Raw genomic sequence first — 5,585 nt, 5'->3', positions numbered from 1 at the left:
CGGCGGCGGTCGGCGCCGCCGCCGCGCCCGGGTGGGGGGTGGTGGTCCCTCAGGCCGTGGCCACGCAGGAGCCGAGTCGCGGCGCCGTCCAGTTGCCGTTGGCCATCACGGTGAAGCCGAAGCTGGTCGAGCCGCCGGCCGCCAGGCTTCCGTTGCCGTTGGGCCGCATGGTCATCACGTTGCCACTGCTGTCCCAGGTGGGGGAGCCGTTCCAGGTGGTCGACACCCGCTGGGGCGAGGTCACGGTCACCGTCACCGTCCAGCCGTTGACCGGCGCGGAGCCGGCCGTCACGGTCACCTGGCCGTTGAACCGGTCGCCCCAGCGTTGGGTCTCCACGTAGGACACCGAGCAGCTGGCGGAGCCACCACCGCCTCCGCCGCCCGAGCCGTTGTTGAGGGCGTTGAGCACGGCCGTGTACGCCGGCTTCTTGTTGTAGTTGCCGTCGAACAGCAGCGGGGTGTCGCCCGACCGCCAGGAGTACTTGTCCGTGACGCCCCACACCGTGATGCCGGTGCAGCGGGAGACGGCCAGGCAGGTGTTGACCACCCGGGTGTAGTCGTTGGCCTGGGCGGTGCCGGAGCCGGCGATGTCCAGTTCGGTGATCTGTACCTCGAGGCCGAGGTCGGCGAATCGTTGCAGGTTGGCCTGGTAGTCACTGGGCACCGGGGAGGCGCTGTTGAAGTGTGACTGGAAGCCGACGCAGTCGATCGGCACACCGCGGGACACGAAGTCGCGGACCATGTTGTAGACCGCGTTGCTCTTCGCGTTGATGCCGTCGGTGTTGTAGTCGTTGTAGCAGAGCTTGGCGTTGGGGTCGGCGGCTCGCGCGATGCGGAACGCCTCCTCGATGAAGCCGTTGCCGAGCCGGTCCTGGAAGGGCGAGCTGCGCCGGGCGCCGCTGTTGCCGTCCACGAACGCCTCGTTCACCACGTCCCAGGAGTGGATCTGCCCCCGGTAGCGGCCCATCAGCTGGTTGATGTGGTTGGTCATCGCCGCCCTGAGGTCGCTGGCGCCGAGGCTGTTGACCCACCCCGGCAGCTGCGAGTGCCAGACCAGGGTGTGGCCGCGTACCCGCATGCCGCGGCTCCGCGCGTGGTTCACGATCTGGTCGGCGTTGCCGAAGGTGAACGAGTTGCGGTTGGGCTCGGTGGCGTCCCACTTCATCTCGTTCTCGGGCGTGACGCTGTTGAACTCGGCGTTCAGCGTGTTCGCGTAGGCCGCCTCGCCCAGGTGGTTGGCGGCCACGGCGGTGCCGAAGTAGCGGCCGCGCTCGGCCGCCGAGGCGCCCAGGGTGCTGGCGGCGCTCGCGGTGCTCGGCAGGGCGACGAGGCCGGCGGCCGCGAGCAGGCCGGCCGTGGCCACGACGAGCGCGCGTCTTACGCGGGTGAGGCCTGAGGATGGGCTGATCATTGCTCCCCCTCGGTGGATGGGTGGGCTGACTGCCGCGGCTAAGGAGCCGTGCTCACGTCCCGGAGAGCGACGGCGCCATGGCGTTCGGCAACGATCGATGGGGAGTATGCGCCGAGCCTCGCGGCCCGTCAACGGATTCTTCCGGAATTTTTCCGAGCGGAATTCGGGGCCGTGAACTTCTGTAAGTCGCCTGTGACCTGCTTCGAAGAACGTTCGACAGTCCGCCGCAGGTGGCGCCGGTCGACCGGGCGGGAAACCCGTTCTCGGAATCCTTTCGGTCCTGAAGGCGTACGAAGGGTGGCCGAGTGGTACGAAGCGCCGTCCGGGATTGTGGCTCACCGCGCTGACCTGGCTGTTCTCCCGGCTGGGCGGCTGGGGGGTCGGCTGCCGGGCCGATAATTTTCGGTGAATGCTCCGGAAGTCTTTCGGTGGGCCGAGGTGTGGCGGGTCGCCTTAGGCACGGCGGGCACCCCGGACCGGGCATCTAAGGCCCCCACGGGGCGGCAAGGTGCGCAAGGTGCCCGATGTGGCGCCCCCTCCTTGGCGAGGAGTGTGGAGGCATCGCGAGAACAGCGACCACCACCGAACCACCGAGGCGGGAGAACGCCATGTACCACGAACTGCACGCCGTCCAGCGCCGGATCGACGCCCTCCACCAGGAGGCCGCCCGGGAGCGGATGGCCAACGAGGCCAGGCGCGCCGCCGCCGCCCGCCGGGCCGAGTCCGGGGCGAACGAACCCGAGGGGCGGGTGAACCAACGGCGGTCGGTAGGGAGCCGGCTCCTCGGCCCGCGCGGGCGCCGGGCCCGGGCGTGAACGAAATCCCCGGCCCTTTGTCAGAGCCGTATGCGATCCTGCGGAACATGCACACCAGAACCGTCAGCCCCGTCTTCGTCGGCCGTGCCTCCGAGCGGGCCTTCCTCCGGAAGGTCCTCTCCCAGGCGGCGGCCGGCGAGCCGCAGGCGGTGCTGATCGGCGGCGAGGCCGGGGTGGGCAAGAGCCGCCTGGTCGACGAGTTCCTGGCCGAGGCCAGGGCGGCGGGGGCCGTCACCGCCGAGGGGGCCTGCGTCGAGGTCGGCGCCGAGGGCCTGCCGTTCGCGCCCGTCTCCACCGTGCTGCGCGCACTCAACCGCCAGCTCGGCGAGGAGCTCGCCGAGGCCGCCGCCGGGTTCGGCGGCGAGCTCGGCCGGCTGCTCCCCGAGCTGGGCGCCCCGACCCCGGCGGCCCGCGCCGGGCGTGACGAGGACGAGCGGGCCCGGCTCTTCGAGCTCACCGCCCGGCTGCTCGAAGCGCTCGGCACCGAGCGCACCCTGGTGCTGGTCATCGAGGACCTGCACTGGTCGGACCGCTCCACCCGCGGGCTGCTCGACTACCTCTTCCGCTCCCTGCACCACTGCCGGGTGGTGCTGCTCGTCACCTACCGCTCCGACGACATCCACCGCCGCCACCCGCTGCGGCCCTTCCTCGCCGAGCTCGACCGGCAGCGCACGGTCCGCCGCGTCGAGCTCGGCCGCTTCACGCGGGAGGAGGTGCGCGGCCAGCTCGCCGGCATCCGGGACGCCGCGCCGTCCGACCGCGAGCTCGACCAGGTCTACCGCCGCTCCGACGGCAACGCCTTCTTCGTCGAGGAGCTGGCCACGGCGAACGACTGCGGCGGCCCCGGCTCCCTCAGCGACTCCGTCCGCGACCTGCTGCTGGTGCGCGTCGAGGCCCTCCCCGAGACGGCGCAGCGCGTCGTCCGCACCCTCGCCGAGGGCGGCTCCAAGGTGGAGCACGCCCTGCTGGGCGCGGTCACCAAGCTCGGCGAGGACGATCTGATCGAGGCCCTGCGCGCCGCGGTGGGCGCCAGCATCCTCCGGGCCGACGGGGACGACACCTACCGCTTCCGGCACGCCCTGGTCCGCGAGGCGGTCGACGACGACCTGCTGCCCGGCGAGCGGTCCCGGCTCAGCCGCCGGTTCGCCGAGGCGCTGGAGGCCGAGCCCGAGCTGGTCAGGGCCGACGAGCGGCCGGCCAGGCTCGCCAGCTACTGGTACCACGCGCGGGACGCGGCCCAGGCGCTGCCCGCCATCCTCAGCGCCGCGGCCACGGCGCGCTGCCGCCACGCGTACGCCGAGCAGCTCCACCTGCTGGAGCGGGCCCTCGAGGTGTGGGACGAGGCGCCGGCCGCGGTCAGGACGAGCCTTCCGCTCGCCGCCGACGTCGAGTCCTACCCCCTGTGCGACTGCGACGACGAGGAGCTGAGCTTCCTCGACCTGCTCGCCGAGATGACGGTGACGGCCCGCCGGGCGGGCGAGCCGGAGCGCGGCCTCGCCGTGGTCAACCGGGCGATGCGGCACATGGAGGAGCGCGAACACCCGCTGCGCGCCGCCTGGTTCTGGACCCAGAAGTCCCGGCTGGTCAGGAACCTGGCCAAGGGCAACGGCTGGCCCGAGCTCGGCACGGCGCAGAAGCTGCTGGAGGGCTTCGCGCCCTCACCCGTGCACGCCCACGTGATGACGGAGGCGGCCGGCTGGCGCACCGTCTTCGACCCGCGCCCCGAGGGCGTGGCCGTCGCCGACCGGGCCGTCGAGCTGTCCCGACAGGTGGGCGACGAGGAGTCCGAGCTGAACGCGCTGATCAGCCGGGGCGGCCTGCTGGCCGAGGGCGGCCACGGCGAGGAGGGCGTCGAGGTGCTGCGCGAGGCGGCCCGCCGTGCCGAGGAGTCCGAGCTGGTCAGCGTCTTCAAGCGCTGCTACGTCAACCTGGAGTCGATGCTGGAGGGGATCGGCCGGTCGGAGGAGGCGGTCGAGGTCGCCCAGCACGCCCTGCCCCTCGCCTACCGGTACGGGCTGCGCGACACCGAGTCCTGGCTGCACGGGAACCTGGCGGACTCGCTGTTCTCGCTCGGTCGCTGGGCCGAGTGCGAGGCCGCGATCCTCGAATCCCGGCGCACCGCCCAGACCCCGGTGTCCTTCGCCATCGCGGCCAAGCGGCTCGCGCTGCTGGCCGTCGCCAGGGGCGACCTGGTGGCGGCGGAGGCCGAGCTGGGGCGGATGACCGAGCACTTCAACACGTTCGACGTCTCGGCCCCGCAGTACGCCCATCCGGTCGCCACCGCGCGCATCGGCTTCGCGGCCCAGCAGGGCCGGATCCTGGACGCCCGCCGGTCGCTCGTCGAAACCCTGGCGGTGGGCCTGGCGCCGGGCTTCGGCCGCTACACCTGGCCGATGCTGGACGCGGCCGCCGTCACCGAGTCGGAGGCCCGCGGCGTCCCGGCCGCCGCGCCGGGGCAGGCGTCGGCGATCTCCAGGATCCGGGAGTGCGCCGCCTCGCTGCCCAGGTCCTACCAGGTGTGGGACGCCTACGCGCTGATGGTGGAGGCGGAGCTGCGGCGCGCCGAGGGCAGCGCCTGCCCGGCGGACTGGGCGGCGGCCGCCGCCGCCTTCGAGGGCCTGCCCCGGCCCAGGGAACGGGCGCGGATATCCCTGCGCCTGGCCGAGACGCTGCTCGCCGAGGGCGAGCGCGAGCGGGCCGCTGAGCTGTTGGCCGAGGCACACGCCGAGGCCGAGCGGCTGGGCGCCGGCCCGCTGTTGGCCGAGGCCGAGCGGCTGGCCCAGCGCGGCCGGCTGCCGCTGACCCCGGACGAGGACGCCGGCCAGCCCGACTCCTTCGGCCTGACCCGCCGCGAGCGCGACGTCCTGGCCCTGGTGGCGGCGGGCCGCACCAACCGGCAGATAGCCGAGGAGCTGTTCATCTCGCCCAAGACGGCGAGCGTGCACGTCTCCAACATCCTCGCCAAGCTGGAGGTATCCGGCCGCGGACAGGCCGCCGCCCTGGCCCACCGCCTCGGCCTGGTCGGCACCTGACCGGGGCCACGTCCCGGCCGAAGCCGGGCGGCTTCGCCGCCGGCGCGTGGCCGATCGCGCGCGGGCGGTCCCGTGGCACGCTGACCTCTGCCACGGTCCGCGCCCCGCGCGACACCGGCCCTGCGGCGCGGCCGCCACAGGCCCGGCAGCCGCGGGCCCGCCCCGCGCGGGGCGCGAAGCGGCACGGGTGAGGTGATCAACGCTCCGGCGGAGCCGGCCCGCGCTGCGGCGTTCCGCGGTGGTGCCGCGCGCTCACCTTCGCCCGGCTCCGCCGCCGCGGGCCGCGGGCCCTGAGGGCCCGACCCGGCGCGGAGGGCGGAGAAGGGG

At 73.7% G+C, this 5,585-nt stretch carries 3 protein-coding genes; 2 read left to right on the top strand and 1 reads right to left on the bottom strand.

Annotation, left to right across the window (positions count from 1 at the left end; all coding sequences use genetic code 11):
- Positions 1-49 precede the first annotated feature (49 nt).
- Entirely contained in the window at positions 50-1,411 is a 1,362-nt protein-coding gene (locus E1283_RS30690) for a glycoside hydrolase family 10 protein (protein WP_132821445.1), read from the bottom strand.
- Between the two features lie 608 nt (positions 1,412-2,019).
- On the opposite strand from E1283_RS30690, the gene E1283_RS30685 reads away from it, so the two are divergent.
- Positions 2,020-2,226 carry a hypothetical protein gene (locus E1283_RS30685; protein ID WP_132821444.1) on the top strand — a complete coding sequence of 69 codons (207 nt, stop codon included), beginning with the start codon at positions 2,020-2,022 and terminating at the stop codon, positions 2,224-2,226.
- Positions 2,227-2,273: 47 nt separating this feature from the next.
- Positions 2,274-5,258 (top strand): helix-turn-helix transcriptional regulator, encoded by a 2,985-nt coding sequence (locus E1283_RS39575; protein WP_132821443.1) that lies wholly within the window; start codon positions 2,274-2,276, stop codon positions 5,256-5,258.
- Positions 5,259-5,585: the final 327 nt, after the last annotated feature.

Origin of the sequence: Streptomyces hainanensis (assembly GCF_004348415.1) — a bacterium.
Lineage (GTDB): Bacteria > Actinomycetota > Actinomycetes > Streptomycetales > Streptomycetaceae > Streptomyces > Streptomyces hainanensis.
The sequence above is the reverse complement of the archived record's forward strand: the minus strand, read 5'-3'. Positions and strand labels throughout refer to the sequence as shown.

Bases quoted from the DNA above. Each gene is read 5' to 3' on its own strand.
- E1283_RS30690 (WP_132821445.1), bottom strand. From the start codon at position 1,411: ATGATCAGCCCATCCTCAGGCCTCACCCGCGTAAGACGCGCGCTCGTC.
- E1283_RS30685 (WP_132821444.1), top strand. From the start codon at position 2,020: ATGTACCACGAACTGCACGCCGTCCAGCGCCGGATCGACGCCCTCCAC.
- E1283_RS39575 (WP_132821443.1), top strand. From the start codon at position 2,274: ATGCACACCAGAACCGTCAGCCCCGTCTTCGTCGGCCGTGCCTCCGAG.